This is a genomic window from Tistrella mobilis (assembly GCF_041468085.1).
GTDB lineage: Bacteria > Pseudomonadota > Alphaproteobacteria > Tistrellales > Tistrellaceae > Tistrella > Tistrella mobilis_A.
This window is the reverse complement of record NZ_CP121017.1, coordinates 4379444-4405551: the sequence shown is the minus strand read 5'-3', so window position 1 is coordinate 4405551 and position 26108 is coordinate 4379444. Positions and strand designations below refer to the sequence as shown.

At 66.9% G+C, this 26108-nt stretch carries 29 protein-coding genes; 17 read left to right on the top strand and 12 right to left on the bottom strand.

The window, feature by feature from the left end; all coding sequences use genetic code 11:
- Window position 1 precedes the first annotated feature (1 nt).
- Window positions 2-934 (top strand): electron transfer flavoprotein subunit alpha/FixB family protein, encoded by a 933-nt coding sequence (locus tag P7L68_RS25405; protein WP_372002590.1) that lies wholly within the window; start codon window positions 2-4, stop codon window positions 932-934.
- Between the two features lie 134 nt (window positions 935-1068).
- On the top strand, window positions 1069-1941 hold the full coding sequence (locus P7L68_RS25400; protein WP_372002589.1) for a 3-hydroxybutyryl-CoA dehydrogenase: 873 nt from the start codon (window positions 1069-1071) through the stop codon (window positions 1939-1941).
- 68 nt (window positions 1942-2009) lie between these two features.
- Here the strand turns inward: P7L68_RS25400 and P7L68_RS25395 are convergent, their stop codons facing one another.
- On the bottom strand, window positions 2010-2606 hold the full coding sequence (locus P7L68_RS25395) for a TlpA disulfide reductase family protein (RefSeq protein WP_372002588.1): 597 nt from the start codon (window positions 2604-2606) through the stop codon (window positions 2010-2012).
- 129 nt (window positions 2607-2735) lie between these two features.
- Here P7L68_RS25395 and argH point away from each other — a divergent pair, with 129 nt between their 5' ends.
- Genes argH through lysA form a run of 3 tightly spaced genes read left to right on the top strand, consistent with a single transcriptional unit; the run spans window position 2736 to window position 5656 of the window.
- Window positions 2736-4151, top strand: coding sequence for an argininosuccinate lyase (argH, locus tag P7L68_RS25390; RefSeq protein WP_372002587.1), 1416 nt, complete (start codon window positions 2736-2738; stop codon window positions 4149-4151).
- The gene (locus P7L68_RS25385; RefSeq protein ID WP_372002586.1) at window positions 4148-4375 is read left to right on the top strand and encodes a lipoprotein; all 228 of its coding nucleotides are present in this window, start codon (window positions 4148-4150) and stop codon (window positions 4373-4375) included. The genes argH and P7L68_RS25385 overlap by 4 nt, the downstream gene beginning before the upstream one ends.
- Before the next feature lie 21 nt (window positions 4376-4396).
- Window positions 4397-5656 (top strand): diaminopimelate decarboxylase, encoded by a 1260-nt coding sequence (lysA, locus tag P7L68_RS25380; protein ID WP_372002585.1) that lies wholly within the window; start codon window positions 4397-4399, stop codon window positions 5654-5656.
- Between the two features lie 88 nt (window positions 5657-5744).
- Here the strand turns inward: lysA and hpt are convergent, their stop codons facing one another.
- On the bottom strand, window positions 5745-6287 hold the full coding sequence (gene hpt / locus P7L68_RS25375) for a hypoxanthine phosphoribosyltransferase (RefSeq protein WP_298641022.1): 543 nt from the start codon (window positions 6285-6287) through the stop codon (window positions 5745-5747).
- Between the two features lie 69 nt (window positions 6288-6356).
- Complete coding sequence (locus P7L68_RS25370) at window positions 6357-7016, bottom strand: zinc-ribbon domain-containing protein (protein ID WP_372002584.1); 660 nt, start codon at window positions 7014-7016, stop codon at window positions 6357-6359.
- 229 nt (window positions 7017-7245) lie between these two features.
- Between P7L68_RS25370 and ftsE the strand changes: the two genes are divergently transcribed.
- From ftsE to P7L68_RS25350, 4 genes are read left to right on the top strand one after another with little or no spacing between them, the layout of a single operon-like run.
- A complete protein-coding gene (ftsE, locus tag P7L68_RS25365) occupies window positions 7246-8004 on the top strand; it encodes a cell division ATP-binding protein FtsE (RefSeq protein WP_372002583.1) in 759 nt (252 codons plus the stop codon).
- Window positions 8001-8888: a cell division protein FtsX gene (locus P7L68_RS25360; RefSeq protein WP_372002582.1), complete on the top strand. Its 888-nt coding sequence runs from the start codon at window positions 8001-8003 to the stop codon at window positions 8886-8888. The genes ftsE and P7L68_RS25360 overlap by 4 nt, the downstream gene beginning before the upstream one ends.
- Entirely contained in the window at window positions 8885-9571 is a 687-nt protein-coding gene (locus P7L68_RS25355) for a YdcF family protein (protein ID WP_372002581.1), read from the top strand. The genes P7L68_RS25360 and P7L68_RS25355 overlap by 4 nt, the downstream gene beginning before the upstream one ends.
- On the top strand, window positions 9568-10290 hold the full coding sequence (locus P7L68_RS25350) for a lysophospholipid acyltransferase family protein (protein WP_372002580.1): 723 nt from the start codon (window positions 9568-9570) through the stop codon (window positions 10288-10290). The genes P7L68_RS25355 and P7L68_RS25350 overlap by 4 nt, the downstream gene beginning before the upstream one ends.
- Window positions 10291-10465: 175 nt before the next feature.
- On the opposite strand, the gene P7L68_RS25345 is transcribed toward P7L68_RS25350, so the two are convergent.
- Genes P7L68_RS25345 through P7L68_RS25335 form a run of 3 tightly spaced genes read right to left on the bottom strand, consistent with a single transcriptional unit; the run spans window position 10466 to window position 12045 of the window.
- Complete coding sequence (locus tag P7L68_RS25345) at window positions 10466-10900, bottom strand: PaaI family thioesterase (RefSeq protein ID WP_372002579.1); 435 nt, start codon at window positions 10898-10900, stop codon at window positions 10466-10468.
- Window positions 10897-11385, bottom strand: coding sequence for a PaaI family thioesterase (locus P7L68_RS25340; protein ID WP_372002578.1), 489 nt, complete (start codon window positions 11383-11385; stop codon window positions 10897-10899). Before P7L68_RS25340 ends, P7L68_RS25345 begins: the two co-directional genes overlap by 4 nt.
- 48 nt (window positions 11386-11433) lie before the next feature.
- The gene (locus tag P7L68_RS25335) at window positions 11434-12045 is read right to left on the bottom strand and encodes a gamma-glutamylcyclotransferase (protein ID WP_372002577.1); all 612 of its coding nucleotides are present in this window, start codon (window positions 12043-12045) and stop codon (window positions 11434-11436) included.
- 211 nt (window positions 12046-12256) lie between these two features.
- On the opposite strand from P7L68_RS25335, the gene P7L68_RS25330 reads away from it, so the two are divergent.
- Window positions 12257-13264 carry a DUF2125 domain-containing protein gene (locus tag P7L68_RS25330; protein WP_372002576.1) on the top strand — a complete coding sequence of 336 codons (1008 nt, stop codon included), beginning with the start codon at window positions 12257-12259 and terminating at the stop codon, window positions 13262-13264.
- Window positions 13265-13302: 38 nt separating this feature from the next.
- Here P7L68_RS25330 and P7L68_RS25325 read toward each other — a convergent pair whose 3' ends face one another.
- The 3 genes from P7L68_RS25325 to P7L68_RS25315 form a co-directional block, all read right to left on the bottom strand.
- Complete coding sequence (locus P7L68_RS25325) at window positions 13303-14199, bottom strand: prephenate/arogenate dehydrogenase family protein (RefSeq protein WP_372002575.1); 897 nt, start codon at window positions 14197-14199, stop codon at window positions 13303-13305.
- Window positions 14200-14276: 77 nt separating this feature from the next.
- Window positions 14277-15377, bottom strand: coding sequence for a histidinol-phosphate transaminase (gene hisC / locus P7L68_RS25320; protein WP_372002574.1), 1101 nt, complete (start codon window positions 15375-15377; stop codon window positions 14277-14279).
- Window positions 15378-15517: 140 nt separating this feature from the next.
- Window positions 15518-16438, bottom strand: coding sequence for a chorismate mutase (locus tag P7L68_RS25315; RefSeq protein WP_372002573.1), 921 nt, complete (start codon window positions 16436-16438; stop codon window positions 15518-15520).
- Between the two features lie 301 nt (window positions 16439-16739).
- Here P7L68_RS25315 and P7L68_RS25310 point away from each other — a divergent pair, with 301 nt between their 5' ends.
- The gene (locus P7L68_RS25310) at window positions 16740-17969 is read left to right on the top strand and encodes a homoserine O-acetyltransferase (protein ID WP_372002572.1); all 1230 of its coding nucleotides are present in this window, start codon (window positions 16740-16742) and stop codon (window positions 17967-17969) included.
- A gap of 41 nt (window positions 17970-18010) precedes the next feature.
- Window positions 18011-18658: a methionine biosynthesis protein MetW gene (metW, locus tag P7L68_RS25305; RefSeq protein ID WP_372006961.1), complete on the top strand. Its 648-nt coding sequence runs from the start codon at window positions 18011-18013 to the stop codon at window positions 18656-18658.
- Window positions 18659-18667: 9 nt separating this feature from the next.
- Here metW and P7L68_RS25300 read toward each other — a convergent pair whose 3' ends face one another.
- A complete protein-coding gene (locus P7L68_RS25300) occupies window positions 18668-19930 on the bottom strand; it encodes a GAF domain-containing sensor histidine kinase (protein WP_372002571.1) in 1263 nt (420 codons plus the stop codon).
- 338 nt (window positions 19931-20268) lie between these two features.
- Here P7L68_RS25300 and P7L68_RS25295 point away from each other — a divergent pair, with 338 nt between their 5' ends.
- The 3 genes from P7L68_RS25295 (at window position 20269) to P7L68_RS25285 (ending at window position 23152) form a co-directional block, all read left to right on the top strand.
- Window positions 20269-21258 (top strand): TRAP transporter substrate-binding protein, encoded by a 990-nt coding sequence (locus P7L68_RS25295; RefSeq protein WP_372002570.1) that lies wholly within the window; start codon window positions 20269-20271, stop codon window positions 21256-21258.
- A gap of 99 nt (window positions 21259-21357) precedes the next feature.
- Window positions 21358-21870, top strand: a complete 513-nt coding sequence (locus tag P7L68_RS25290; protein WP_372002569.1) for a TRAP transporter small permease — start codon at window positions 21358-21360, stop codon at window positions 21868-21870.
- 4 nt (window positions 21871-21874) lie between these two features.
- The gene (locus P7L68_RS25285; RefSeq protein ID WP_372002568.1) at window positions 21875-23152 is read left to right on the top strand and encodes a TRAP transporter large permease; all 1278 of its coding nucleotides are present in this window, start codon (window positions 21875-21877) and stop codon (window positions 23150-23152) included.
- Here the strand turns inward: P7L68_RS25285 and P7L68_RS25280 are convergent.
- Complete coding sequence (locus P7L68_RS25280; protein ID WP_372002567.1) at window positions 23124-23900, bottom strand: class I SAM-dependent methyltransferase; 777 nt, start codon at window positions 23898-23900, stop codon at window positions 23124-23126. The genes P7L68_RS25285 and P7L68_RS25280 overlap by 29 nt on opposite strands.
- Window positions 23901-24084: 184 nt before the next feature.
- Here P7L68_RS25280 and gloB point away from each other — a divergent pair, with 184 nt between their 5' ends.
- Both gloB and P7L68_RS25270 read left to right on the top strand, forming a co-directional pair.
- Window positions 24085-24864 (top strand): hydroxyacylglutathione hydrolase, encoded by a 780-nt coding sequence (gloB, locus tag P7L68_RS25275; RefSeq protein ID WP_372002566.1) that lies wholly within the window; start codon window positions 24085-24087, stop codon window positions 24862-24864.
- Between the two features lie 153 nt (window positions 24865-25017).
- On the top strand, window positions 25018-25623 hold the full coding sequence (locus P7L68_RS25270; protein WP_372002565.1) for a glutathione S-transferase family protein: 606 nt from the start codon (window positions 25018-25020) through the stop codon (window positions 25621-25623).
- 33 nt (window positions 25624-25656) lie between these two features.
- On the opposite strand, the gene P7L68_RS25265 is transcribed toward P7L68_RS25270, so the two are convergent.
- Window positions 25657-26070, bottom strand: a complete 414-nt coding sequence (locus P7L68_RS25265; protein WP_372002564.1) for a hypothetical protein — start codon at window positions 26068-26070, stop codon at window positions 25657-25659.
- Window positions 26071-26108: the final 38 nt, after the last annotated feature.

Genomic DNA, 26108 nt, shown 5'->3' with positions numbered 1-26108 from the left:
CATGACGGTTCTCGTCATTGCCGATCACAACAACGCGTCGCTTGGCGCCGCGACCCTGAACGCCGTCACCGCCGGTACCAAGCTGGGCGACGTGCATGTGCTGGTCGCCGGCAAGGATGCCGGTGCGGCTGCCGAGGCTGCCGCCAAGGTCCAGGGCGTTGCCAAGGTGCTCCATGCCGAGGGCGACCAGTACCAGGGCGCCCTGCCCGAGAACCTGGCCCCGCTGATCGTGGGTCTGGCCGGCAGCTACAGCCACATCGTCGCCTCGTCGAGCAGCGTTGCAAAGAATGTGCTGCCGCGCGTGGCTGCTCTTCTCGACGTTGCTCAGATCTCGGATGCCATCGAGATCGTGTCGGAAGACACCTTCGTTCGTCCGATCTATGCCGGTAACGCGCTTGCTACCGTGCAGTCTTCGGACAAGGTGAAGGTCCTCACCATCCGCGGCACCGCCTTCAAGGCGGCCGAGGCCGAGGGCGGTTCGGCCGCCGTCGAGACCATCGCCGCCGGTGAGGATGCGGGCCTCAGCCGCTTTGTGGGCCAGAGCCTGAGCAAGTCCGAGCGTCCCGAACTCGCCAGCGCGAAGATCGTGGTGTCGGGCGGCCGCGGCGTCGGCAGCTCGGACAACTTCAAGATCATCGAAGGCCTGGCGGATGCCCTGGGCGCCGCCGTCGGCGCGAGCCGCGCGGCCGTCGATGCCGGCTATGTGCCGAATGATTACCAGGTTGGCCAGACCGGCAAGGTCGTCGCTCCGCAGCTTTATGTCGCGGTCGGCATTTCGGGTGCCATCCAGCACCTGGCCGGCATGAAGGACAGCAAGGTGATCGTGGCGATCAACAAGGACGAAGAGGCGCCGATCTTCCAGGTCGCCGATTACGGCCTTGTGGGCGATCTGTTCAAGATCGTGCCCGAGTTGACCGAGACGCTGCAGAAGTAACGTAACATATGACCGGATGAATGCCGGTCATGTGAAAGAAAACCGAGCCCGGTGCGGGGTTTTGCGCAACTTGTGTTAAACAGGGGGCGCGGGGCCCTGCCCCGGGCTGTCAAGTCGAAGAAGGTGCGGTCCTCATGATCAGGAAGATCGGCGTCATCGGGGCAGGCCAGATGGGCCGCGGCATCGCGCATGTCTGCGCCCTCGCCGGCTACGACGTCACGATGGTCGACATTTCCGAGGCGCAGCTCGCCAAGGCGATGGACCGGATCGAGCAGGCGCTCGACCGTCAGGTGTCGCGTAGCGAGATCGAGCCCGCGGACAAGCCCGCCGCTCTGTCCCGGATCAGGACACAGGTCGGCTATGCCGGCTTTGACGTGCTCGACCTGGTGATCGAGGCGGCCACCGAGAACGAGGATCTGAAGCGGAAGATCTTCGCCGAAATCCGCGACATGCTGAAGGACGAGGTGATCGTCGCGACCAACACCTCGTCGCTGTCGATCACCCGCCTGGCTGCGACCATGCGTCATCCCGAGCGGTTCATGGGCATGCATTTCATGAACCCGGTGCCGCGCATGCAGCTGGTGGAACTGATCCGCGGCATCGCGACCGACAACCCCACCTACGAGGTGGTGCGCGAGCTGGTCTTCAAGCTCGACAAGACCCCGGCGGTGTCGGAAGACTTCCCGGCCTTCATCGTCAACCGCATTCTGCTGCCGATGATCAACGAGGCGATCTACACGCTCTACGAGGGCGTCGGCACGGTCGAGGCGATCGACACTGCGATGAAGCTGGGCGCGAACCATCCGATGGGTCCGCTCGAGCTGGCCGACTTCATCGGCCTCGATACCTGCCTGTCGATCATGCAGGTGCTGTATGACGGCCTCGCCGACAGCAAGTATCGCCCCTGCCCGCTGCTCGTGAAGTATGTCGAGGCCGGCTGGCTGGGTCGCAAGACCGACCGTGGCTTCTATGACTATCGCGGCGACGTGCCTGTTCCGACCCGCTGATGCGGGACGGCGGAACCATTGCCTGACGTCTTCGGGGCCGCCTTCGGGCGGCCCCTGTCGTTTGACCGTCAGTCTGCGGCAGCCGGTTTGCCGATGGCAGCGTTGATCAACGCCACGCCCTCGGGCGCATCCCAATGGGCGATGCCGACCAGACGGGCGATCTCGCGGCCCTCGCGGTCGATCAGAAGGGTGGTGGGAAGGCCCGCGACCTTCGTTGCACCCAGCGTGCGCATAGGCTTGTCGATCGCAACCTCGATCCGGTCGAGTTTCAGCCTGTCCAGGAAGGGACCGACCACGGCGGCTCCCCCCTGATCGGCCGCCACTGCCAGCACCGTGAAGTCGTTGCCGCCAAGCGAGGCCTGCAGGCGGTTCAGGGCCGGCATTTCCTCGATACAGGGCGCACACCATGTGGCCCAGAAGTTGAGCAGCACGACCTTGCCCCGGTAGTCGGCAAGCGTCACGGGACTGCCGTCGAGCCTGGTCATTTCAAGCACCGGCAGCGGAGCGGGCTGGTCCTGGACCTGAAGCTTCGCCAGACTGTCCCGTGCGAAGGAGGCATCGATCCCGCCCGGCTTGTCGGCGGGGCCGAAGCCGCGGTAGATAAGGACACCCGCCACGATGACGACGACTGCGGCGGCGAGAGCGGCGATGACCGGTTTCTTCATGCGAGGAGGATCTCCGTGTGAGGAAGGCCTGTCGCGAATGTCCGCCTGCCGCGTAATCGCCGTCCCCATCCATCGAAACCCGGGGAGGCCCTCAGGGTCCCCTGATCTGCCAGGAAGCCGAGGAGCGAGATGACCAGCGACAGCAAGGGCGGCGCCGGCCGCGCGAGCGGCGTGAACATGTGGGGCGGCCACTTCGACAGCGCGCCCTCGGATCTGATGCAGGAGATTAACGCCTCCATCGATTTCGACAAGCGCCTCTACGCCCAGGACATCGCCGGCTCGCGCGCTCATGCCCGGATGCTGGGCGCCAGAGGTATCCTGTCGGCTGAGGATGTGGCAGCGATCGAAGGCGGCCTCGACCAGGTTCTGGCCGAGATCGAAGGCGGCAATTTCCCGTTCAGCCGCGAGCTTGAAGACATCCACATGAATGTCGAAGCCCGGCTGACCGAGATCATCGGCGATGCCGGCAAGCGGCTGCACACCGGTCGGTCGCGCAACGATCAGGTCGCCACCGATTTCCGCCTGTGGCTGCGCGACATGCTCGACCGTTTCGACGGCCAGCTCCGCGATCTGCAGGCGGCCCTGATCGAGCGTGCGGAACAGCATGCCGAGACGGTGATGCCCGGCTTCACCCATCTCCAGACCGCCCAGCCGGTGACCTTCGGTCATCATCTGCTGGCCTATGTCGAGATGTTCGGCCGCGATCGCGGCCGGCTTTCCGACGCCCGCGGCCGGCTGAACGAGAGCCCGCTGGGATCGGCGGCGCTGGCCGGCACCTCCTTCCCGATCGACCGGCACATGACGGCCGCCGAACTGGGCTTCGACCGGCCGATGGCCAACTCGCTCGACGGCGTCTCGGCACGGGATTTTGCGCTGGAGTTCCTGGGGGCGGCTGCGATCTGCGGTACCCATCTGTCGCGCATCGCCGAAGAGCTGGTGATCTGGTCGTCGGCACCCTTCCGCTTTGTGCGCATGTCCGACGCCTATACCACCGGCTCGTCGATCATGCCCCAGAAGCGCAATCCCGATGCCGCCGAACTGGTCCGGGCCAAGGTCGGCCGGATCATGGGCGCCCAGGTGGCGCTGATGACGGTGATGAAGGGCCTTCCGCTCGCCTATTCGAAGGACATGCAGGAAGACAAGGAGCCGACCTTCGATGCGGTCGACGCCCTGTCGCTGGCCATTCAGGCCATGACCGGCATGATCCGCGACCTGACCGTCAACCCCGATGCCATGCGTGCCCAGGCCTCCGGCGGCTATTCCACGGCGACCGATCTGGCCGACTGGCTGGTGCGGGTGGTGGGGCTCCCCTTCCGCGAGGCGCATCACCTGACCGGCCGCGTGGTCCGCGCCGCCGAGACCCGCGGGCTCCGGCTCGACGAACTTTCCGCCGAGGATCTGGCGGCGGTGGATGCCCGGATCACGGCCGAGGCGATGGCGGTGCTGACCGTCGATGCCTCGGTGCGCAGTCGTACCTCGTTCGGCGGTACCGCGCCCGACGGCGTGCGTGCCCGTGCGGCCGAAGCCAGGGAGCGCTTTCTGTGAGCCACCTCTCCAACCGCCTCCGACACCTCGTTCTGGTCCTGATGGTCGCGACGGCCGTCGCTGCCTGCGGCAAGAAGGGTGATCTGGTACCGCCGATGGCGGTGAAATCCGACGGCACCGTCGACACGGAGAAGATCCCCAACTACCCGGTGGGATCCGACCCGAAGAGCCTGGTGACCCCGGGCCGCACCAGTGGCCCCGGCCTGGGTGTGCCGCCCTACTGACCGCCCGATCCCGAGGACGACATGGATCATTTCGAATACCGCAACGGCATCCTCCATGCCGAGGACGTGCCGCTGACCCGGATCGCGGCCGAGGTGGGGACCCCGGTCTACGTCTATTCCCGCGCGACCCTGACCCGACATGCCCGCGTCTTTCGCGACGCTCTGGCGGGGCTGGATCCGCTGATCTGCTATGCCGTGAAGGCCAATGGCAATCAGGCGGTCCTGAAGCTGCTGGCGGCAGAGGGTTATGGTGCCGACGTCGTCTCGGCAGGCGAGATGAGGCGCGCCCTGGCTGCCGGCATCCCGGCGGAGAAGATCGTGTTCTCGGGCGTTGCCAAGACCGATGCCGAGATCCGCGCGGCGCTGGAGGCGGGCATTCTGCAGTTCAACGTCGAAAGCGATGCTGAACTGGATGCGATCGAGCAGGTGGCGGCAGCGATGGGGGTGACGGCGCGGGTGTCGCTGCGCATCAACCCCGATGTCGATGCCGGCACGCATGCCAAGATCACGACCGGCAAGGCCGACAACAAGTTCGGCATCGCCTGGGATCGCGCGATCGACGTCTACGCCCATGCCCGACGGCTGCCGCATGTCGAGGCGACCGGCATCGACCTGCATATCGGCTCGCAGCTCTCGAAGCTTGAGCCCTTCGAGGCGGCCTTCACCCGTACGGTGGAGCTGATCCGGAAGCTCAAGGCCGAAGGCCATACGATCCGTCATCTCGATCTCGGTGGCGGCCTCGGTATCCCCTACAGCGACGAGACGCCACCGGCGCCTCAGGCCTATGCCGAGATGGTGCACCGGGTGACCGGCGATCTGGATCTGAAGCTGATCTTCGAGCCGGGCCGCGTGATCGTCGGCAATGCCGGACTGATGCTCTCCGAGGTGGTCTATGTCAAGGACACGGCGAGCAAGCGCTTCCTGATCCTGGATGCGGGCATGAACGATCTGATGCGTCCGGCACTCTATGACGCCTATCACGAAGTGGTGGCGGTGAACGAGCCCGCCCCTGGGGCGCCCAGGGCGCCGGTGGAGATCGTCGGTCCCGTGTGCGAGAGCACCGATGTTTTCGCCCGGGAACGGCCGATGCCGCCGGTGGCGCGGGGCGATCTGGTCGCCTTCCGCTCGGCCGGTGCCTATGGCGCCACCATGTCCAACACCTACAACGCGCGCGAATTGGTGCCCGAGGTGCTGGTCGATGGCGACCGCTATGCCGTCATCCGTCCGCGCCAGACGGTCGACGAACTGATCGCGATGGACCGTGTCCCCGACTGGATCTGAGATCCGGCGGATCTGCGCATGAAGAGGGCGGCAGCCGGTCACCGGCTGCCGCCCTCTTGCTGTCCGACTGCCGAGCTGCCGAGCGGGGTCAGCCCTCTTTGGGGGCCAGCACGCCGATAAAGGGCAGCTCGCGGAAATAATGGGCGTAGTCGAGGCCGTAGCCGATCACGAACAGGTCGTCGACGGTGAAGCCCACATGATCGGCCTGGAACTCCACCTTCGCCTTGCCGGGCTTGTGGAGCAGCACACAGGACTTCACCTCCGCAGCGCCGCGCGACAGCAGATGGTCGCGGGCGAAGCGCAGGGTGCGGCCGCTTTCCAGGATGTCGTCGATCAGCAGGATCTGGCGGCCCTCGACCGAGTCGGTCACGTCCTTGCGGATTTCGACCACGCCCGAACTGGTCGTGCTGCGGCCATAGCTGGACAGCATCATGAAATCGACCTGCGGCTGCATGCCGGCGCCGTGCAGACCCCGGATCAGATCGGCGCAGAAGACGAAGCTGCCCTTCAGGATGGCGACCAGCAGCGGTTCCGGCCCCATGCTCGACGCGATCTCGGAGGAGAGCCCCTGGATCCTCTGGTCGATTTCGCCTCGGCTGATCAGGGTGCGGATATCGCCTTCCGGACGCATGCGGTCTGGTCTCCAGATGTCGGGGATGGATAAGGCGCCGCGCCTGACGATGGCGGCGCCTTCAGGATGTCATTGAGCGGCGGCGAAGCGCACGTCGAAACGGACCGCCTCCCGCGGCGGGTTCTCGACCCGCTGGTTGAAGCGCAGGACCTCGCCGGGCAGCATGCGGTTCGACGAGACACTGAAGGTCGACGTTCCGAGTTCCTGACCGCCCGAACCGTAATACATGATCGTGAGCGGCGGCACGGCGCGGACACCGTCGGAGAGATTGTAGATCTCGCCGTCGATTTCGAGGATCGGGCGTCCCTCGACCGTTTCGCCCCGGGCAACCAGGTTGCGGACTTCGAGCCCCAGCACCTCACCGCCCACACCCAGGCCCAGGGTGCCATAGACGGCTGCCGTGAAGGGCAGGGCTCGCACCACCTGCTCACGGCCCACGATCAGGCCGCCGATCATTGCTGCGACCACGATGCCGAGTGCCGTGAAGGCCGGCCAGCGCGGGCTGCGGGCGGGGGCCACTTCCATGGCAACCGGCCGCCGCTCGTAAAGGCTGGCGGGTTCATCGGGATTCTCATCGCGAGGCAGCGCCAGCGGGCGCGGCATGTCGGCCGGCGGATCCTGGTGCCAGACATGGCCACATTGGGTGCAACGCACCTTCCGGCCATCGGGGCCCAGGGACTGCGGGTCGAGCGTATAGCGGGTCGAACAGGCCGGGCAGGTCAGGATCATCGCTCGAAACCGAGGGTGTGCGGGGCGGCATGCGCCGTGCCGCCGGGCGGCCTGGCAGGGGAGGTCCTCGCGCCGGATGAACGGGTGCAGCCAAGGTTGCAGCCTCCGTCCGGGCGGGTTATAGGCTCCACCGGGTGCCGGTTGCAAGGCCACCGGCCCCGTGCCATGCTTCCCGCGGCGCGTCATGAGGATACCCTCCTACGGAACCCCCTCGCAACAGGCAGGATCGATGGCCGACGAGACGGCTCTAGTCCGGTTCGACGACGTCGGCATGCGGTATGACGGCGGCGCCGAGGTGCTGCACGGCGTCAGCTTCAGCCTCGCACCCGGCTCTTATCATTTTCTGACCGGCCCGAGCGGTGCCGGCAAGTCCACGCTTCTGCGGCTGCTCTACCTGGCCCAGCGGCCGACGGCCGGGCAGATCTCGCTCTTCGGCCGCGATGTCCGCGGGCTTGGCCGCTCCGATCGCGCTCGCATGCGTCAGCGCATCGGCGTGGTCTTCCAGGATTTCCGCCTGCTGCCGCATCTGAGTGTGTTCGACAACGTCGCCTTGCCCCTGCGCATCCTGAAGACTCCGGAAGCCGAAATCCGGCGGGATGTCGGGGAGTTGCTGGCCTGGGTCGGTCTGGGCGAGCATGAAGCCGCCTCGCCCGCCACGCTGTCCGGTGGCCAGCAGCAGCGCCTGGCGATCGCCCGGGCCGTGGTCGTCCGGCCACGGCTGCTGCTTGCCGACGAGCCGACCGGCAATCTGGACGCCGAGATGGGCCTGAAGCTGATGCATCTTTTCGAAGAGCTGAACAAGCTGGGCACGACCCTCGTGATCGCCACGCACGATACAACCCTGCTCGCCCGGTTCCGCCACCCCCGTCTGGTTCTGAACGAAGGGCGGCTGAAGCTGATGCCTCCCGCCCCGCCGCCGCGGGCGCCCGTCGTCCAGCGTGCCGCTCCGGCGCGCGCCGAAGAGACACGGGGGGAGGGGCAGCCATGATCGGTCGTCGCGGAGCGGGCTTGCCGCTCGGCCGGGATCTGTCGGCGCGTTTTCTGCCCTGGCTGCTGGCGCCGATGGCGGCGCTGCTGGCGCTGGCCATGATTGCGATCGGCACGGCCGACCAGGCGATCGATCGTTGGGCTGCCGCACTCGGCGATCGGGCCACAGTCTGGCTGCCAGCCTCAGAAGATCAGGATCACGGACCTGATGCCCGGCTGGGACCGTTGATCGGGCTGCTGGAGGCCGAGCCGCTGGTGCGCGAGATCCGGCCGGTCCCGCGCGAGGATGCCGAGGCCCTTGTCTCGCCCTGGCTTGGGCCGGAACTGGCCGAGGTGGACTTGCCGCTGCCGACCCTGGTCGACCTGACGCTCGCACCGGCCCGACCGGGGGAGATCGAGGTACTGTCGGATCGTATCGCTGATCTGATCGAGGGTGCCCGGCTGGAACAGCCGGGCGACTGGGTAGCCAGACTGGCGGCAATCGGACGAACCGTGCAGGCTGCGGCGGCAGGACTCGGCGCCCTCTTTGGCCTTGCCGCGGCGCTGGCGGTGATCTTCGCGGTCAAGACGGCGCTCGCCATCCATCGCGAGACCATCGACATCCTTCACGTCATGGGTGCACCTGACGACTATGTCGCCCGGCAGTTCGCCATGCAGGGCCTCCGGGTCGGCTTCTGGGGTGGCCTGGCCGGCAGCCTGGTTGCCGCCGCGCTGGTCTTTGCGGCCGGGGCGGTTCTGCCTGAGACGACGGCGCCGCTGCTGCCCCGGCTGGATCCCGGGCCAGTGGGTTGGGGCGGTCTTATCCTGGTGACGCCGGCGCTGGCGGTGGTGGCGGCGCTGGTCGCCCGCATCACCGTCATCCGGCGCCTGAGGGCGATGCCGTGAGCCGCCGTGGCCGGCGGCTGGGCAGCGCATCGGCAGGGGGACCCCGGCGGCGTCCCTGGCGGTTACGCCTGCTGGCCTGGCGCCTGCTGCTGGTGGCGGTGGGGGCCTGGGCAGCCGGTTTCGTGATCTATGCCGAAACCCTGCCGTCCGAAACCCTGCCCGACTGGCGGCGCACCGATGCGATCGTGGTGTTGACCGGCGGCGCCGACCGGCTGGGCGTGGGGCTGGATCTGCTGGATGCGGGTGCGGCCCCGCGGCTGTTCATTTCGGGCGTCGACCGCCGGGTCGACCTGCCCGGCCTGCTGAAGGCGTCGGGACGTGAGGCCGCAGACTATGCGGGGCGCGTGGTGCTGGGCTTTTCCGCCGGCGACACGGTGGGCAATGCCCGCGAGACCTATGGCTGGGCAGAGGCGCAAGGCGTGCGGTCCATTCGCCTGGTTACGGCGTCCTATCATCTGCCGCGGGCCCTGATCGAGTTTCGCCGCGCCCTGCCGGGGGTGGAGATCCTGCCCCATCCGGTCATCCCGGAACATGTCAAGCAGGACGGCTGGTGGCGCTGGCCGGGCACGGCCGCGCTGTTCCTGGCCGAGTATCAGAAATTCCTGGTCGCCTGGGCGCGGGACTGGCTGCTCCGCAAGCTGCTGCCCTGGCCGGCCGGCACGGTCGACGAGGTCGGGGCATGACTACTGTGCGGGCGCTGGTCTTCAGCCTGTTCTTCTATCTCTGGGGCACGGTGATCATGCTGGCCGCCCTGCCCGTCGCCTGGAGCCGGGGGGCGCTCTGGTGGCTGCGCCGGGTGTGGATCCGGGGATTCCTGGCGGTGCTGAGGCTGGTGGTGGGCCTCAGGGTCGAGATCCGCGGCCGCGCCCATCTGCCGCCCGAACCCTTCATCGTCGCCGCCAAGCATCAGTCGATGCTGGAGACCTTCGTGCTGGGCGCGCTCTTCGACCGGCCGGCCTTCGTGCTCAAGCGAGAGCTGACCTCGATTCCAGTCTTCGGCTGGTATCTGAAACGGGTGGGCATGGTGCCGATCGATCGGGCGCGCGGGCCGTCTGCGCTCAGGCGGATGCACACCGCCGCCCGGGCCTGCGCGGCGGAGCGCCGGCCCCTGATCATCTTTCCCGAAGGCACCCGCCGTGCGCCCGGTGCGCCGCCCGATTACAAGCGCGGGCTTGCCCTGGTGGCGCGGGCCACCCCCGATCTGCCGGTGGTGCCGGTGGCGCTCAACACCGGCCTGTTCTGGGGCAAGGGCCTGCTGGACAAGCGGCCGGGGGTGGCGGTGATCGAGATCCTGCCGCCGCTGGCCCCCGGGCTTCAGGGGGATGCGCTGCTCGATGCCGTCGCAGCGGTCATCGAGCCGGCCTCGACCCGGCTGGCGGACGGCTCGTCTGACGGTCGTTGAGGTGCTGCGACCATCCACCGCAGTCTGTGGATAAATCTGTGTATGATCTGGGGATCCGTGCGGATATCCGCCCTGAACAGAGTCTGAAATTCGATCTAACCATCTGATCGGGATGAGAGTCAGGCTCGACATCCACATGTTCCCCGAAATGTGGATGAAATCCCCGGAGGCCGGATCAATCGATCAGGAAATGGGCGATGGCCGAGGCGATCGGGCGCGCCCGGTCTTCCTGCCATGCCGTGGTGTGAACATTGACCACCCGACGGCCCATCTTGGTGATCCGGCTGGTGGCATAGGTATCCACCGCGCGGCCAGAGCGCAGGTAATCGATCGTGATGGTGATCGTTTTCGGCACGCGGACCTGAGACATCTCCCAGGTGACGTGGGAGAGGGCTGCGGTTTCCAGCAGCGAGCCGATGATCCCGCCATGCAGCGCCCGAAGCACCGGGTTGCCGATATGCTCCGGACGATAGCCCATCCGGAACACCAGCTCGTCCTCAACCAGATTGGCGGTGAGGTTCAGGAACCGCGCATAGGGGACTGCCTGGTTCAGGGGGGCAAAGTCGCCGGTGGCGCGCGACCGTTCAATAGCATCCTGAAGGCTGGTCATTCGGCGTCCTCGCGATGGGTCAGCTTGGTGCCGATCATGAAGCTGCCGGCGGCAGTGGCGATCGGGCCATCCTCGCCCTCATGCCAGGCTTCGGCGGTGACGAAGGCAACATTGGGGGTGACCCTGGTCACCCGGGCGCGGGCATGCAGCCACTTGTTCGGTGTGGACGGGCGCATGTAGTCGATCCGCAGGTCGAGCGTCGCGATCGGCTGCAGCCGGGGCAGGGCGGTGAAGACCGCGATGCCGCAGGCGCTGTCGATCAGCGTGGTGACCACGCCGCCGTGCAGCACGCCGGTCTCGGGGTTGCCGATCATGAAGCTGCGATAGGGCAGGCGCACCACGGCCAGGCCCTTGTCGATCTCAAGCACCTCGAGACCGAAATGGCTGATCAGCGGGTGGTCTTCGCCGAAGATCGCCCTGAGCGCGGGATTATCGCCCGTGTCGAGTGCCCCTTTTCCGGCGGGCGTTCCGTCCGTTTCGGTCATCGTCTGGCGGCCGTCCTGTGCGTTTCCATCGCCCTGGTTCTTCTGATCCTACACGTGCTTACCCGAGGCGGGCCCGGAAGGCAAATTTGTTGCGCTGGTGTACTCCGCCGTCGGGACCTCGATGCCGCGTGCCACCGCATCCAGAACGTCGCGGAGCGGGCCGCCATGCAGGCCCATTTCGGCCATCCGCTCCAGCGTCTGCGACAGATAGTCCCGGGCCGTTCCCATCATGCCGGTACCGGCGCGGACCAGCTCTGCCATGTGCTCCAGCCCGAGCCGGCCGGTATAGCGGGCGCCGTTGCGATCGGCGACATAGGTGACGGCCGGCACCCGGCGGCCGTCGTCGAGCCGGATCGGCAGGATCCGGCGCAGATAAACTCGATCATCCTGGCCCATCTCGCGGTCGTCCAGATAGGCGAGCACGGTTCGGGTTTCATCGGCCCGGATGCGGAAGGCAATACCCCGGCAGGCGCCGCCACGATCCAGCCCCATCACCAGGCCGGGCCGTTCAGGCGTACCGCGATAGCGGGTGGAATAGATGCACAGGGCCCGGTGATAGCCGTAGAGCAGCGCTGCCTGTGCCTCGGCCGGCTCGAAGCCCGGCCGCCACATCAGAGAGCCGTAGCCGAACACCCAGACATCGCCGCCGTCCATCGACATCATTCGCCTTCCCATAGCACGCCCGCCCGGCATCTTCAGCAGGCCAGTCTACGCTCCGACCGGCTGAGGCGAAAAGCTTTGTGACCGCAGGGCCCTCGTGACCATTCACGGACGTCCTCCCCATGTCTCGACCCCAGGTGCTCTCCGCGTTATACAGGCCCGAGCTGCGCCATCCCCGGTGCCGCTGTCCATTGGAGAAGGCCCTGGCCCCATGCGACTGAAGCGTGTGTTCGTTCTCCTTGCCATCCCGGTGATCGCCCTTGGGGCCTGGACGGCGGTCTGGTTCCGTATCGCCGACGAGGTGAAGGCGTCCGTCGACGGCTTTGCGGCCGAACAGGCGAAATCCGGGCGCAGCTTTGCGCACGGGGGTGTGGTCGTGAATGGCTGGCCTTTCCGGGTGGAGGCGACCGTGCCGCAGCCGGTGCTGACGGCGGAGAACGGCCGCAATACCGTCCGGGCCGACCGGGTGGTGGTCTATGTGCAGCCCTTGCAGATGCGCCATCTGGTGGCGGTGATCGAGGGCCCGATCGCCTTTGCCGACGCCACGGCGCGGATCGAGCTTGAGCCCGAGCACGCCGCGTCGAGCCTGGTCTTCGACGAGGCCGGCCGGCTGGAGCGCGGGGCGCTCGACATGACGAAGATCAAGGGGCGCAGGATCGAAGGCGATGCTCCGCCTGCCGCCTTCACCATGGAGCGGCTTCAGGTCCATGAGCGCCGCGAGGCCGAGGGTGGCGCCCGGGCGGCACTGGAGATGGAAGGGCTCGACCCCGAGGCGGAAGATTATCCGACGCTGTCGCGGCTGTTCATCGACGTCACCCGGCCGCAGCCGATCGACGAGCCGGTCGATCGGGCGGCGCTGGAACGCTGGCGCGACGCCGGGGGCACGGTCGACCTCACCCGCTTCGAGGCGATCGCCGGCGAGGTGACGGTGACCGGCGACGGCACGTTCGCGATCGACAAACTGCTGAGGCCCGAGGGGGCGGCCTCCTTCCGCATCGCAGGCGCCGAGGAACTGCTGGCCCGGCTGGAAGACTCCGGCCGCATGACGCCGCAGGTCCGCACCATGTTGGAACAGATGCTGGGCCTGTTCGAACAGGTCGAGGAGGGCGGCCGCAAGGCGGTGCGGGTGCCGGTGACGATCCAGGCCGGCGTGCTGACCGTGGCCGGCCTGCCGATCGTGCCCGTCGCACCGCTGCTGCCGCCCGAGCAGCCGTCCTGACAACGACCCGGAGGGTGTTCTCAAGGCCGGGGGGCGCGTCAGGCCTGACGCGCCTCGATGATCGCCCGGCGGGCATCGCGAGTACGGGTGAACAGGGCTTCGAGCTTGTCCGCCTCCCCCCAGCGGATCGCCCGCTGCAGGGCCTGAAGATCCTCGGTGAAGCGGCCGAGCATCTCCAGCACCGCATCCCGATTGTTCAGGAAGACGTCGCGCCACATCACCGGGTCGGACCCCGCCAGGCGCGAGAAGTCGCGGAAGCCGCCGGCGGCATATTTGAACACCTCCCAGTGGTGGTGCTCCTCCAGGTCCATGACCGTGCCGACGATGGTGTAGGAGATCAGATGCGGCAGATGCGAGGTGATGGCCAGCACCGTGTCATGGTGTTCGGGCGTCATCACGTCGACATTGCTGCCCAGCGCCCGCCAGAAGCGGGTGCAGAGATCGACCGCACCGGCGTCGGCGCCCTCGATCGACGGCGGGGTCAGGATGCACCAGCGGCCGTCGAACAGTGTGGCGAAGCCGTGTTCCGGGCCTGATTTCTCGGTACCGGCGACCGGATGGGCCGGCACGAAGTGGATGCCGGCCGGCACGTGAGGGGCGACATCGGCGACCACCGACGTCTTGGTCGAACCCACATCGGACAGGATCGCACCTGGCCGCATGGCCGGGGCCGCGGCCGCCGCGATACGGCCCATGGCACCCACCGGCGCACAGATCAGGACCATGTCGGCATCCGCCACGGCGTCTTCGATGCTGCCGGCCGCGCGATCGATGGCCGACAGTTCCAGCGCCTTTGCAAGCCGTCCGGCATCCGGGTCATAGGCCACAACCTCGCCCGCGGCGCCGTACTGGCGGGCCGCCCGGGATACGGAGCTGCCGATGAGGCCGATGCCGAGGATGGCAAGGCGGCCGATGACCGGGGGGTGCTTGACCATGAGACGGGTTCCGAAAGGCGAAGGGCAGGTGTCGGCAGCGAAAGGGATGACCGGCACCCCTTTCGCTGCGGCGATGATCAGTCGGCGTTGCGGCCCAGGATGTTCTTCAGCGAGACCAGCATGGCGTCCAGGCTGTCGGCTGCACCGATGGTGATGCGCAACGCGTTGGGCAGGCCGTAGCTCGCCATGGCGCGCAGGATAATGCCGTCGGCCATCAGCGCTTCGTAAACGCGGGCGGCAGTGTTTGGCCCTTCGGCAGGGAAGTCGACCAGCAGGAAGTTGCCATGGCTTGGATGGACGGTGAGGCCAAGGGCGGTCAGCTCGCCTGCAAGCCAGCTCCGCTTTGCGACCGTGTAATCGCGCACCCGGGCCACATGCTCCTGGTCACGCACGGCGGCGGCGGCGGCGATCTGCGCCGGCAGCGGCACGTTGAAGGGGTTGCGGATCCGGTTGAGGACGTCGGCGACGACGGGCGAGCAATAGGCCCAGCCGACCCGCAGGGCAGCGAGGCCGTAGATCTTCGAGAAGGTCCGGGCCATCACCACATTATCGGCCGCATCGACCAGTTCGGTGCCGGGCGAGTAGTCGGGGTCCGTGACGTATTCGGCATAGGCCGCGTCCAGCACCAGCAGGGTCGAGGCCGGCAGGCCGGCATGCAGGCGGCGGACCTCCGAGAACGGCAGCAGACTGCCGGTCGGGTTGTTCGGGTTGGCCAGGAACACGATCCGGGTGGTCGGCGTGACATTGGCCAGAAGCTGGTCGACATCGGCGACCAGCGCCTGTTCGGGGGCCGCCACCGGCTTTGCGCCCACGCCCTTGGCGTTCAGCGGGTACATCAGGAAGCCGTACTGGCTGTAGAGGACATGGTCCTCGGGACCCGCATAGGCACGGGTCAGCAGGGTCAGCACCTCATCCGAGCCGCAGCCGGTGACGATCCGTGCCGGATCGAGCCCATGCACCTCGGCAATCGCCTCGCGCAGATCGTCGGCACCGCCTTCGGGATAGCGGTGCAGCATCGTGGCGCAGGACAGATAGGCCTCCACGGCCTTCGGGCTGGGGCCCAGATCGTTCTCGTTCGAGGCGAGCTTGATCGACCGGACGGCGCCGTCGGCCGAGTTCTTGCCACCGACATAGGGCTTGATGTCCATGATGCCCGGACGGGGCGTAAGGGCGGTCATGCGGGGTCTCCACTCATCGTCAACCGCGGCCCGTGCAAGGCCGTGCGCAGGAATGTCGCGGCTGCCGGGCGGATCTCTGTCTCTGGTCTTCGGGCCCGAGGGGGCTCGGACGTCCTGCCGACACGGGTTCAGCCGCCGGCTTATTCGGCCGGCGGCGCGGGGTATCGCAGTTCTTCGGCCGAAAGTGGCGTGGCGTACCCGCCGATCGGGATCACCCGGACGGACACGTCGTTGAAGCAGCCGGTCAGGCGCGCCAGCCGTTCGTCGCGGGCCCCGACGAATTCGGCCACTTCCAGAAGATGGGTGCGCAGATTGGCCGGGCCACCGGTTACATGGCTGTCCACCCAACGGGCCTTGAGGCCCGCACGCTCGAAGCCCTCGAACAGCCGGTCGCGGCTGATTTCAGAGCCTTCGAGTTCGATCGCGATCAGCGTGCGATCGTCACCCGTTTCCTCGGGCTCAAGGGCGGCGATCACCAGACCGTCCAGATCCTGAGCACGGCTGTTGGGCATGCGCACGAAAGGCAGACGGGCGATGACCTTGGGCGTGCCGGGCCGCTCGCTGAACAGACCGCGCCACCAATGGGCGTCACCATCGGCACTGCTTGTGCCGGGTATCGGGAGCACCCCCACCGTGGCGTTGCCCGAACTGACCTCGGTGAGCACGTCGGAGGCGCTCCGCCAGGCATGCATCGGCGCGAAGGAGCCGAAATGATCGCGGGAGAGATCCCAGTATTCGCCATCGCCGCGCGCATCCAGTACCGCGACCGAGAACGGACCTTCCAGGCAGAGTGAGCCGATGATCATCTCGCGCCAGAGCCGGAGCAGGACCGGTCTCGGGAAACGTCCGCGATGCTGCGCGTTCAGACGGCGGAGCATGCGTGCCTCGCGGCCGGGGCGAATGAAGCTGACCTGTCCCCAGGCTTCGCGCTTGATCTCCCCAACCCGCTCCACCAGCTCCGTCCGACGAACGATCAGCTCATGGAGATCGTCGTCGATGGTGTCGATCTGCCGGCGCAGCGCATCAAGGCGTTCTTCGGGCGTCGGTTCCGTGCTGGACATGGGCGGCGCGATCTCCGGGAACACGCGAGGCGCGTGGGTGCGGCCGGCGCGGTCGATCGTGGACGAGGGGGACGAGCAGGCGGGCATCGGACGGGAACGGTCGGTGCGACAGGTGCTGCTGCGTGCAGACGTCGAACGCTGCCGATCGCCGGACGTCCATTGCCCGGCGTCCATTGATAGTCGCGGGCACGGCCAAAATCAAAGAAAACGTTGACACTGGCCGGGCGGCGGCCGCTAGCTGTCTTGCCGATCAGTCATCATAATGAGATCCGGATACAACCTGAGATGAAGGGAGGTGCCCATGGCTCCTGATACCGGCCGGGCCCCGGCCGGGCCGGAGGATCCGGGGCCGGAGAACCCCGGACACGATGATTCCGGACAAAAGGATCCGCTGGCGGCCGACGGCGTCACCCGCATCGCATGTCTGGCCGTGGACAAGCCGATGCCGCTCGATTGCGGCCGCAGCCTGGGGCCGATCGAGATCGCCTATACCACATTCGGCCGGCTGAACGCGGCGCGGTCGAATGCGATCCTGATCTGTCATGCCCTGACCGGCGATCAGCATGTGCTCGGCACCCATCCGGTGACCGGCAAGCCCGGCTGGTGGGAAACTCTGGTCGGCCCCGGCCGGGCGATCGATACCGACCGCTACTTCCTGATCTGCTCCAACATCCTGGGGGGCTGCATGGGGTCCACCGGCCCTGCCGGGATCGATCCTGCGACCGGCCGGATCTGGGGGACCGATTTCCCGGTCGTGACCATTGCCGACATGGTGCGTGCCCAGGCCCTGTTGATCGACCATCTGGGCATCAAGCGGCTGTTCGCGGTGGTCGGTGGTTCCATGGGCGGCATGCAGGTACTGCAATGGGCGGCATCCCTGCCCGACCGGCTGTTCGCGGCGGTGCCGATCGCCACGGCGGCCCGTCATTCTGCGCAGAACATCGCCTTCCACGAAGTGGGGCGCCAGGCGATCATGGCCGATCCCGACTGGCATCACGGGCGCTATGCCGAGCATGGCAGCCGGCCGGTCAAGGGGCTGGCGGTGGCGCGGATGACGGCGCACATCACCTATCTGTCCGAAATGGCGTTGCACAACAAATTCGGTCGGCGCCTGCAGGACCGGGGCGCGCGCTCTTATGGATTCGATGCGGATTTTCAGGTCGAAAGCTATCTGCGCCATCAGGGCAGCACCTTCGTCGATCGTTTCGATGCCAACAGCTATCTCTATATCACCCGCGCGATGGATTATTTCGATCTGGCAGCCGATCACGGTGGGGTGCTGGCGCACGCCTTCCGTGGCAGCCGGGTCCGGTTCTGCGTGATCTCGTTCTCGTCGGACTGGTTGTTTCCGACGGCGGAGAGCCGTGCCGTGGCGCGTGCGATCGCCGCGGTAGCCGGCAATGTCAGCTTCACCGAGATCGAGACCGATCGCGGCCACGATGCCTTTCTGCTCGATGAGCCGGTCTTCGCCCGCATCGTCGAGGGCTTTCTGGACGGCGCGGCAGGGCATGCGGGGATAGACCGGACATGACCAGATCCTTCTCCCCGCCGGCCGACGACCGGATCCGGCCGATGGGCCCCGGGGTCATCCGTGATGCGCACGGCTATCCGGCGCTGCGGCCCGATCTGGACTTGATTGCCGGCATGGTGGAGCCTCAGGTCCGGGTCCTCGACATCGGCTGCGGTGATGGCGTGCTGCTGCACTATCTGGATCGCGAGAAGGGCTGCGACGGCCGTGGCATCGAGATCAGCCAGCAGGGCGTGCAGGAATCGGTCGCCCGGGGCCTGTCGGTGATCCAGGGCGATGCGGACCACGATCTCGACTTCTTTCCCGATGATGCCTTCGATGTGGTCGTGCTGAGCCAGACCCTGCAGGCGACCCGGCGGCCGGACATGGTGATCCGCAACCTGGTGCGTATCGGCCGGCGGGCGATCGTGTCCTTTCCCAATTTCGGCCACTGGCGTTGCCGGGCACATCTTCTGATCCGCGGACGGATGCCACGGACACGCGGGCTGCCCTATGCCTGGTACGACACGCCCAACATCCATCTCTGTACCATCACCGATTTCGTCCGCTCCTGCGCACATGCCGGCGTGCGGATCGAAACCTCGCTCGCACTCGACAGTCGCGGCCGGGTGGTGCGCCGCAATGCGCCGGACGGTTATGCCAATCTGATCGGCGAGATCGGCATGTTCGTGCTGACACGCGACCGGGTCTGACAGAGCCGGTCAGGCAACGGGCAGCGTGACACGAACCGTGGTTCCGATACCTTCGGTGCTGTCGATGTCAAGCCGCCCTCCCTGCAGCTCCACCAGGCTGCGCGAGATATAGAGGCCAAGCCCTGTCCCCTTGTGCTTGTGATCGCTCTCCACCCGCACGAAAGGCTGGCCCAGTTCAGCCAGCCGGTCTGCCGGAATGCCGATGCCGTCATCCCTGACTTCCAGCCCTGCATGATCCTGATCCGGCCTGTAGATCCGCAGTGCCACCCGGCCGTCGGGTCTGCTGAACTTGAGCGCATTGCTGACGAGATTCAGGGCGACCTGAGTCAGTGCGCGCCGATCGCCACGCGCGGTGACCGGGACATCGGGCGCCTGGATCTCCACCGCTCCGGCATCCGCCCCGGCCATGGAGAGGGCGTCGACCGCGACCGTAAGCAGGTCCACCGGTTCGGCGGAGAGAGTCATGCGGCCGGCCTCGATCTTGGACAGATCGAGCAGGTCATCGATCAGGGTAAGCAGATGCCGGCCGCTGGTGGCGATGATCCGCGCATAATCCTGATAGCGGGATGAACCCAGCGGGCCATACATTTCGGCCGACATGATCTCGGCAAAGCCGATGATCGCGTTCAGCGGCGTGCGCAATTCATGGCTCATGCCGGCAAGGAAAGTGGTCTTGGTGGCGCTTGCCGCCTCGGCCCGGGCCTTGGCCTCGAAAACCGCATCGTCGGCCCGCCGTCGCCCGATGGCCACCGCCGCGAGTGCCGCCATATGGGCGGCGGTCCGCAGATGCTGGCGGGTGGGGCCACGGCGCTCCGGGAAATAGATGGCGAATGTGCCGATGGTCCGTCGTTCAGGGTCGCGGATCGGTGTAGACCAGCAGGCCCGGAGCCCTGCGGTCTCCGCAAGATCCCGATAATCGGCCCAGAGCGGGCTCTCGCGGATGTCTTCGACCACCACCTGCCGGCCGGTATAGGCGGCCGTGCCACATGATCCGGCTGACGGTCCGATCTCTAAGCCGTCGATAGCGGCGTTGTAGGCCTGCGGAAGGTGAGGTGCTGCACCGTGGTGCAGCTTCCGATCATCATCGAGCAACAGCACCGAGCAGGCAGAGCCATCGATCAGGCGCTCCATCGCCGTGCAGATGATGGTCAGCACCCGCTCAAGCGGCCATCCCCGTGCAAGAGCACGCAACGCCGCCCGATCAGCCGCAGCGAGGGTGCGTCGCCACGTGGTATCGGGGCTGGCTGACAGGTCGGGATGCTGGCGGGTCATGTGGAATGCCGATCTGTGGTCGGACGGTTGCAGGATCGCCCGGCATGAAGGCTGAGCGCAACACCTTAAGCCTGGGTGCCCTCTCTTCCGTGCCGGGTGCAGTCTCCCGAAAAGAATGGTCTCGTCCAACATGTGGATCCAGGGGAGACATGGCCCCGCCCGCAGGATAAAACAGGAGGGTGCGACGACATAACCCTGGGGGAAAAGGGGGTGTCGTCGCTGAACCGGAACGAGCCGCGGCCAACGGCGGCCCGGGGACGAGCGTCCGGCGCATTGCGCCTGAGCCGGCCCCGCCGGACGACGAGAAGAACGAGGGACCTGAGAGGGAGAACGTCCTGATGAAACCGACGATGCTCGGAACGGCTGCGGCCGCCCTGCTGGGAATGGTGATGTTCGGCGGTGCTGCGGTTGCAGCCGATCCGGTGACACTGAAACTGGGCTACAGCCTGCCGGCCACGTCGCATTACGGCGTCGGCGCCCAGGCTTTCGCCGATGCGCTGGCTGAAAAGACCGATGGCCGGTTCAAGGTGGAGATGTTTCCCTCCAATGCGCTGGGCGGTGAGCGCGAGATGATCGAGGGCGCTCAGTTCGGCACCATCGATCTGGTGGTGACGTCAACCGGCCCTGTGGGCAATTTTGTGCCCGAGACCCTGGTCTTCGACATTCCTTTCCTGTTCCGCGACTATGCCCATGCTCGCGGTGTGCTCGACGGGGAGATCGGTCAGGAGGTGCTGGACAAGTTCCCCGAGCGTGGCCTGATCGCGCTTGCCTGGGCTGAGAACGGCTTCCGCCATCTGACCAACAGCAAACAGGCCGTGACTGAGCCCGAGGACGTCAAGGGCCTGAAGATCCGTACCATGCAGAACGATGTGCACATGCGGGCCTTCACCACGCTGGGCGCGCTGCCGACGCCGATGGCTTTCCCCGAGGTGTTCACGGCTCTGCAGCAGCACACCATCGACGGTCAGGAAAATCCGATCCCGGTGATCGTCTCGGGCAATTTTGCGCAGGTGCAGAAGTATCTGTCGCTCACCGGCCACGTCTATTCGCCGGCGCTGTTCATCATGGCACCGTCGCGCTGGGAGGAGCTGTCGGACCAGGACAAGGCGGCGTTCAAGGCGGCGGCCAAGACCGGTGCCGATGCCATGCGTAAGCAGGTCGAGACGTTTGAGGCCGACGGCATCGCCAAGCTTGAGGCTGCCGGCATGACGGTGGTGGAGCAGCCCGACAAGGCGCGCTTCCTGGAAGAGCTGAAGCCGGCCTATGCCGAATACGAGAAGCGGTTCGATCCGGAGCTGATCAAGCGCATCCGCGATTGGAAGCAGTGATCGACTCCCGCCGGACTTGACCCGTGACGGCCCGACCCGCCGCCCGCTCTATCCCGGGGTGGTGGTCGGGCCGCTCACGCCTCTGATCGGTGGGGCCACATGATCATTCGTCTGATTCTCACCGCCGACCGGGTGCTGACCGGTCTTGCGGTGCTCACCGCCATGGTCGCGCTTGCCCTGGCGGTGGCCCTGGGCTTCTGGCAGGTCGTGGCGCGCTTCGTGCTGGCCCAGCCCAGCCCCTGGACCGAGGTCGCCATTCAGCTGCTGATCGCCTGGATGGTGTTTCTCGGCGCCGCCGGCGCCTTCCGCACCGGTGCTGCGGTCTCGGTGGATCTGGCGCGTCGCGCGCTCAAGGGACGTGCCCGGCTGGTGCTGGACGTGGTCATCGGCGCCGCGTCGGCCGGATTCCTGGCGCTCGTGGTCTGGCAGGGCTGGATCGTGGTTCGCCGGGTACGGTTCCAGAATCTGGCCGGTCTCGACATCCCGGTCAGCTATGCCTATGCGGCCCTCCCGGTGGGGGCTGCCTTCTGCATGATCGCGGTGCTGGCACGGCTGCTCGATCCCGAAAGCCGGCGAGAGGAAACCGACCCCTCGCTCGAAACGCAGGTCTGACGCCATGACCGCGGGTATGCTCATCGCCATGCTGGTGCTGCTCGGGCTCTCCGTCCCGGTCGGCATTTCCGTCGGTCTGGCCGCCGCCATCGGCGTCTATGCCTTCACCAAACTGCCGCTGCTCATCGTGGTGCAGCAGCTGTTCATTGCCGTCGACAAGTTTCCGCTGGTCGCGGTGCCCTTCTTCATCCTGGCCGGCAACGTCATGGAGCGGGCCGGGATATCCCAGCGTCTGGTCGACTTTGCCAAGGCGCTGGTCGGTGGCCTTCGCGGCGGCCTTGCCGTCACTTGTGTGCTGACCTGTATGATCTTCGCTGCAATCTCGGGCTCGTCGGTCGCAACCACTTTCGCCATCGGTGCGATCCTGATCCCGGCGCTTGCCCGCCATGGCTATCCAAGGCCGCATGCCGCCTCGCTGCAGGCCGTCTCGGCCGAGCTGGGCGTGATCGTGCCGCCCTCGATCCCGCTGATCCTCTATGGCGTGTCAGCGGAGGTGTCGATCGGCGAGCTGTTCATCGCGGGCTTCGGCCCGGGGCTGCTCATCGCCTCGGCACTCGCGGTGACCGTGCTGATCTGGTGCCGGATCAAGGGTTGGGGGGCACGTGACGGCGAGGACCGGTTGCCGCTCTTTACCGCCGCGCGACGTGCTTTCGCGTCGCTCATGCTGCCGGTGGTGGTTCTGGGCGGCATCTACGGCGGTGTCTTCACACCGACCGAGGCGTCTGTCATCGCTGTGGTGGCGGCTCTGGTGATCGGCTTCGTTTTCCACCGTGAACTGAAGCTTCGTGACCTGCCGGTGATCTTCCGCAAGTCGGTGATCTCGTCGTCGGTGATCATGTTCATCATCGCAGCGGCGGGGCTGTTCTCGTATCTGATCACGCAGGCAGGCGTGCCGGCGGCTCTGGGGCGGTATCTGGCCGATACCTTCTCTGGCCCCTGGGCCTTCCTGATTGCGGTCAATGTGGTGCTGTTCGTGGTCGGCATGTTCATCGAGACCTCGGCCTCGATCATCGTGCTCGCACCGATCCTGGCGCCGGTGGCGATCGCCTTCGGCATCGATCCGGTGCATTTCGGCATCATCATGGTGGTCAATCTGGCGATGGGCATGTTCACCCCGCCTTTTGGCGTGAACCTGTTCGCAGCCAGCGCCGTGGCCCGGGTGCCGTTGAACCGGATGGTGCCCTATCTGCTGCCCTTCATCGGGGTGGTTATGCTGTGTCAGGCGGTCATCACCTACTGGTCGCCGCTGGCGCTCACCCTTCGCGATCTCGTCTATCGCTGAGCGTGGCCGTGCGCGCCGGGGCCCAGGCCCCGCGCGCACGGCTGCGGACTGCCAGCCGGGCCGGCGCCCGGCGCCCCCCGGGCGGCGTGGCGGCATAGACCTGCTTCTGTGCCTCGATGACCACCACACCGCCCACCGCCGGCAGCCAGCGCCGGCCGAAATGCTCGATCGGTCCCGCCAGCCGCAGGAACAGTCCGCGCTCGGCAGGCGGGGCGAACAGGGCGGTCTCGGGGGCGCCGGTCACGAACATGGCATTGCGCAGCAGCCGGGTCAGCTGCCCGGTGCTGAAGGGGTGGCCGTGGCCGAAGGGGGTGCGGTCGACCCGCGCCCAGATACCGCGCCGGTTCGGCACCACCACCACCAGCCGCCCCGAAGGGCGCAGTACCCGCCAGCATTCCCGCAACAGGGCCTGGGCCGACGGGGCGAACTCCAGTGCGTGTACCATCAGCAGCCGGTCGATGCTCTGGTCGGGATAGGGGAGTTCCGCCTCCTCGACCAGCGTGACCAGATTGGGGCCCTCATGGGGCCAGACATGCCCGCCTTGTGGAGCCGGCATGGCGGCGATCACCCGGCCGGCCTCGCCCAGGAATGGGCGCAGGAAGGGCGTGGCGTAGCCGAGGCCCAGCAGGGTTTCGGCCGGTCCGATCCGCGGCCAGATCCGGCGGATCTCGCGACGGAGCAGGCGCTGGGCGATGCGGCCGCCACGCGACTGATAGAAGTTTCTGAGGTCGATGATGTCGTGCCACATGGTGGCGCGGATCCTCCGGCGGCGGGGCCAGGCGTCATGTCCGGCAGCCCCCAAGATGGGGCCGCAAATGCCCGGCGGCAAGGCGCGGCACCGTCGCATGCCACCCGCCCGGACGTGCTATGATGGTTGAAAATCGCCGGCATGCAGCCGCCCCGCCTCTTCCGGAATCCTGAGGACGAGCCAGATGATCCGCATCGATGTCGAACGTATTCCCTGCCTCTCGGACAATTACGTCTGGATGATCAAGGTCGATGATGACGCTCAGCCGACCGCCACCGCAATTGTCGACCCGGCCGAGGTCGGGCCGGTGGTGGCGGCGCTGGAGCGGGCCGGACGGCGGCCGACCCACATCCTGAACACCCATCATCATGGCGATCATGTCGGTGGCAATCTGGAGCTGAAGGCGCGCTACGGGCTGACCGTCGTCGGTCCTGCGGCAGATCGGGCACGCATTCCCGGTATCGATATCGCCCTTGCCCAGGATGATGCCTATGATCTGGGCGGTGCAGTGGCAAGGGTCCTGGATGTGCCGGGCCATACCTCAGGCCATATCGCCTGGTATTTCGAGCGGCACGGCGCGCTGTTCTGCGGCGATACCCTGTTCGCGCTGGGCTGTGGCCGGGTGTTCGAGGGCACCATGCCCCAGATGTGGCAGTCGCTGCTGAAGCTGCGCGATCTGCCCGACGACACCACCGTCTACTGCGCCCATGAATACACCCTGTCCAACGCCCGCTTCGCGCGCGGCATCGATCCGTCCAATCCGGCGCTGGCGGTTCGGGCGGAAGCCGTGGCACGGGCGCGGGAAGAGGGACGTCCCACCGTGCCGTCTCGGCTCGGCGACGAAAAGGAGACCAATCCCTTCCTGCGCGCCGATGATCCGGTTCTGGCGGCCGCGATGGGGCTTGCCGGCCGGTCTGCCGAAGATGTCTTCGCGGCGATCCGCAGCGCCAAAGATCGGGCCTGAGCGGCGTCTGTCCTCAGGGGCTGCGGCCGATCAGCGGTTCCACCTGATCGGGATCTGCTCTACCGTTCTCGACCGGGAGAAACGCCAGGATTTCCAGCCCGACATTCCGCGTCGGGCCGGAAAGATGTGCCCGATCAGAGAGACCTGCGGTCCATGAAGCTGTACTACACGAACACCTCGCCCTTTGCGCGCATCGTGCGCCTCGCGATCCTTGAACTCGACATCGCGGACCGGCTGGAGATGGCCATCGCAGACCCATGGACCGAAGAGTCCGGGCTGTACCGGGTGAACCCTCTGGAGAAGGTGCCCGCACTTCAACTGGATGACGGTCGGATCCTGGTCGACAGCCTGACGATCGCCGAGTATCTGGACCGCACCCTCGGCGGCAACCGCCTGCTGCCGGTCGATCCGGGGGGCTGGGTGGCGGAACGTCGCCTGGCCACCCTCGGTCATGGCATCACCGAGGCAGGTGTCGCCCGGCTGATCGAGCGGCTGCGCCGGCCGGAGCCCTATCGCTGGGCGGGCTGGGACGCGCGGCAGAAGGCAAAGATGGTTCGGACACTCGATCTGCTGGAAGGTGAGGCCGCCGGTTTCGCCGGCACCGATCCCAGCCTTGGACGAATCGCATTGGCCGCGGCGCTGGGCTATATGGATTTCCGTTTCGCCGACGATACATGGCGAAACGGACGGCCTCGCCTTGCGGAATGGTACGAAGCGATGTCGGCGCGCCCGGCCATGCAACAGACCATGCCCGGCTGAACTCCTGCGGATATCACGCCGGAGACCGGAGCCTCACTCGGGCATGGCGGCAAGCCATGCGTCGAGGGCATCACGGTCTCCGGCCGGCACCAGCAGACAGCCCGCCTGCAGGTCGACCTTGAACACGGTCGGCGCAACGGGCCGGATCATACTGGTGGTACGGCAAGCCGCCCCGGGCACAACCAGGTGCTCCATCGGCGACATCTCCTCCGTCTTCCTTCCCGCTGCAGCCCTCGCGTGGTGAGACCGCATCAGTATGCGTTCGTACAGCAGCAACAGGTCGTCGATGAGCGCTTCCAGCGCAGCATCGTCATTCTCCTCGGGATCTGCCTCGTCGAACCATGCGAGCCGACACGTCAACGCAGCGCTGGCGTCGTTCAGCTCCGCTTCGAATGAAGGCGACTGATCGTGCAGCCGTTGAAGGGGGAGAAAAGCGCTCTTGAGCATCCAGGGGCTCTGGGGTGATTGCCGACCCCGTCACTCTG

What these genes read in the sequence shown, in the direction of transcription:
- P7L68_RS25405 (WP_372002590.1), top strand. Translation starts at nt 2, where the DNA reads ATGACGGTTCTCGTCATTGCCGATCACAACAACGCGTCGCTTGGCGCC.
- P7L68_RS25400 (WP_372002589.1), top strand. Translation starts at nt 1,069, where the DNA reads ATGATCAGGAAGATCGGCGTCATCGGGGCAGGCCAGATGGGCCGCGGC.
- P7L68_RS25395 (WP_372002588.1), bottom strand. Translation starts at nt 2,606, where the DNA reads ATGAAGAAACCGGTCATCGCCGCTCTCGCCGCCGCAGTCGTCGTCATC.
- argH (WP_372002587.1), top strand. Translation starts at nt 2,736, where the DNA reads ATGACCAGCGACAGCAAGGGCGGCGCCGGCCGCGCGAGCGGCGTGAAC.
- lysA (WP_372002585.1), top strand. Translation starts at nt 4,397, where the DNA reads ATGGATCATTTCGAATACCGCAACGGCATCCTCCATGCCGAGGACGTG.
- hpt (WP_298641022.1), bottom strand. Translation starts at nt 6,287, where the DNA reads ATGCGTCCGGAAGGCGATATCCGCACCCTGATCAGCCGAGGCGAAATC.
- P7L68_RS25370 (WP_372002584.1), bottom strand. Translation starts at nt 7,016, where the DNA reads ATGATCCTGACCTGCCCGGCCTGTTCGACCCGCTATACGCTCGACCCG.
- ftsE (WP_372002583.1), top strand. Translation starts at nt 7,246, where the DNA reads ATGGCCGACGAGACGGCTCTAGTCCGGTTCGACGACGTCGGCATGCGG.
- P7L68_RS25360 (WP_372002582.1), top strand. Translation starts at nt 8,001, where the DNA reads ATGATCGGTCGTCGCGGAGCGGGCTTGCCGCTCGGCCGGGATCTGTCG.
- P7L68_RS25350 (WP_372002580.1), top strand. Translation starts at nt 9,568, where the DNA reads ATGACTACTGTGCGGGCGCTGGTCTTCAGCCTGTTCTTCTATCTCTGG.
- P7L68_RS25345 (WP_372002579.1), bottom strand. Translation starts at nt 10,900, where the DNA reads ATGACCAGCCTTCAGGATGCTATTGAACGGTCGCGCGCCACCGGCGAC.
- P7L68_RS25340 (WP_372002578.1), bottom strand. Translation starts at nt 11,385, where the DNA reads ATGACCGAAACGGACGGAACGCCCGCCGGAAAAGGGGCACTCGACACG.
- P7L68_RS25335 (WP_372002577.1), bottom strand. Translation starts at nt 12,045, where the DNA reads ATGTCGATGGACGGCGGCGATGTCTGGGTGTTCGGCTACGGCTCTCTG.
- P7L68_RS25330 (WP_372002576.1), top strand. Translation starts at nt 12,257, where the DNA reads ATGCGACTGAAGCGTGTGTTCGTTCTCCTTGCCATCCCGGTGATCGCC.
- P7L68_RS25325 (WP_372002575.1), bottom strand. Translation starts at nt 14,199, where the DNA reads ATGGTCAAGCACCCCCCGGTCATCGGCCGCCTTGCCATCCTCGGCATC.
- hisC (WP_372002574.1), bottom strand. Translation starts at nt 15,377, where the DNA reads ATGACCGCCCTTACGCCCCGTCCGGGCATCATGGACATCAAGCCCTAT.
- P7L68_RS25315 (WP_372002573.1), bottom strand. Translation starts at nt 16,438, where the DNA reads ATGTCCAGCACGGAACCGACGCCCGAAGAACGCCTTGATGCGCTGCGC.
- P7L68_RS25310 (WP_372002572.1), top strand. Translation starts at nt 16,740, where the DNA reads ATGGCTCCTGATACCGGCCGGGCCCCGGCCGGGCCGGAGGATCCGGGG.
- metW (WP_372006961.1), top strand. Translation starts at nt 18,011, where the DNA reads ATGGGCCCCGGGGTCATCCGTGATGCGCACGGCTATCCGGCGCTGCGG.
- P7L68_RS25300 (WP_372002571.1), bottom strand. Translation starts at nt 19,930, where the DNA reads ATGACCCGCCAGCATCCCGACCTGTCAGCCAGCCCCGATACCACGTGG.
- P7L68_RS25295 (WP_372002570.1), top strand. Translation starts at nt 20,269, where the DNA reads ATGAAACCGACGATGCTCGGAACGGCTGCGGCCGCCCTGCTGGGAATG.
- P7L68_RS25290 (WP_372002569.1), top strand. Translation starts at nt 21,358, where the DNA reads ATGATCATTCGTCTGATTCTCACCGCCGACCGGGTGCTGACCGGTCTT.
- P7L68_RS25285 (WP_372002568.1), top strand. Translation starts at nt 21,875, where the DNA reads ATGACCGCGGGTATGCTCATCGCCATGCTGGTGCTGCTCGGGCTCTCC.
- P7L68_RS25280 (WP_372002567.1), bottom strand. Translation starts at nt 23,900, where the DNA reads ATGTGGCACGACATCATCGACCTCAGAAACTTCTATCAGTCGCGTGGC.
- gloB (WP_372002566.1), top strand. Translation starts at nt 24,085, where the DNA reads ATGATCCGCATCGATGTCGAACGTATTCCCTGCCTCTCGGACAATTAC.
- P7L68_RS25270 (WP_372002565.1), top strand. Translation starts at nt 25,018, where the DNA reads ATGAAGCTGTACTACACGAACACCTCGCCCTTTGCGCGCATCGTGCGC.
- P7L68_RS25265 (WP_372002564.1), bottom strand. Translation starts at nt 26,070, where the DNA reads ATGCTCAAGAGCGCTTTTCTCCCCCTTCAACGGCTGCACGATCAGTCG.